Here is a 418-nt window from a genome sequence, read left to right as displayed (position 1 = left end):
GCATCCAGCGCGCGGGCCGCGACATGGAGGCGGTGATCGATGCCTTCCTGATCCTGGCCCGCGAGGCGGACGTGGAGCCGCAGGTGGAGCTGTTGGACGCCTACGAGATCGTGCGGTACGAGGTGGACAACGCGCGCGAGCTGATGGTGGGGCGGCCGGTGGAGATTTTCCTGCACAGTGCCGGCCCGGTGCAGTTGCACGCGCCGCCGCGGGTGCTGCAGGTGGTGGTGAGCAATCTGTTGCGCAACGCCTGCAGTTACACCGACGAGGGGCGCATCGATGTGGATGTGCTGGACGATCGGGTGGTAGTGCGCGACACCGGGATCGGGATGTCGGCCGAGGCGTTGGGGCGGGCGTTCGAGCCGTTCTACCGGGCCGAGCCAACGCGGCCGCAGGGCACGGGGCTGGGGCTGTCGAT

General features: G+C 69.1%; 1 protein-coding gene. It reads left to right on the top strand.

Annotated elements, in window-relative coordinates; all coding sequences use genetic code 11:
• On the top strand, positions 1 to 418 hold a 418-nt coding region (locus DBR34_RS24300), incomplete at both ends, for a HAMP domain-containing sensor histidine kinase (RefSeq protein WP_258224196.1).

Source organism: Stenotrophomonas sp. HMWF003, from assembly GCF_003061285.1.
Taxonomy (GTDB): Bacteria; Pseudomonadota; Gammaproteobacteria; order Xanthomonadales; family Xanthomonadaceae; genus Stenotrophomonas; species Stenotrophomonas maltophilia_AP.
The sequence above is the reverse complement of the archived record's forward strand: the minus strand, read 5'-3'. Positions and strand labels throughout refer to the sequence as shown.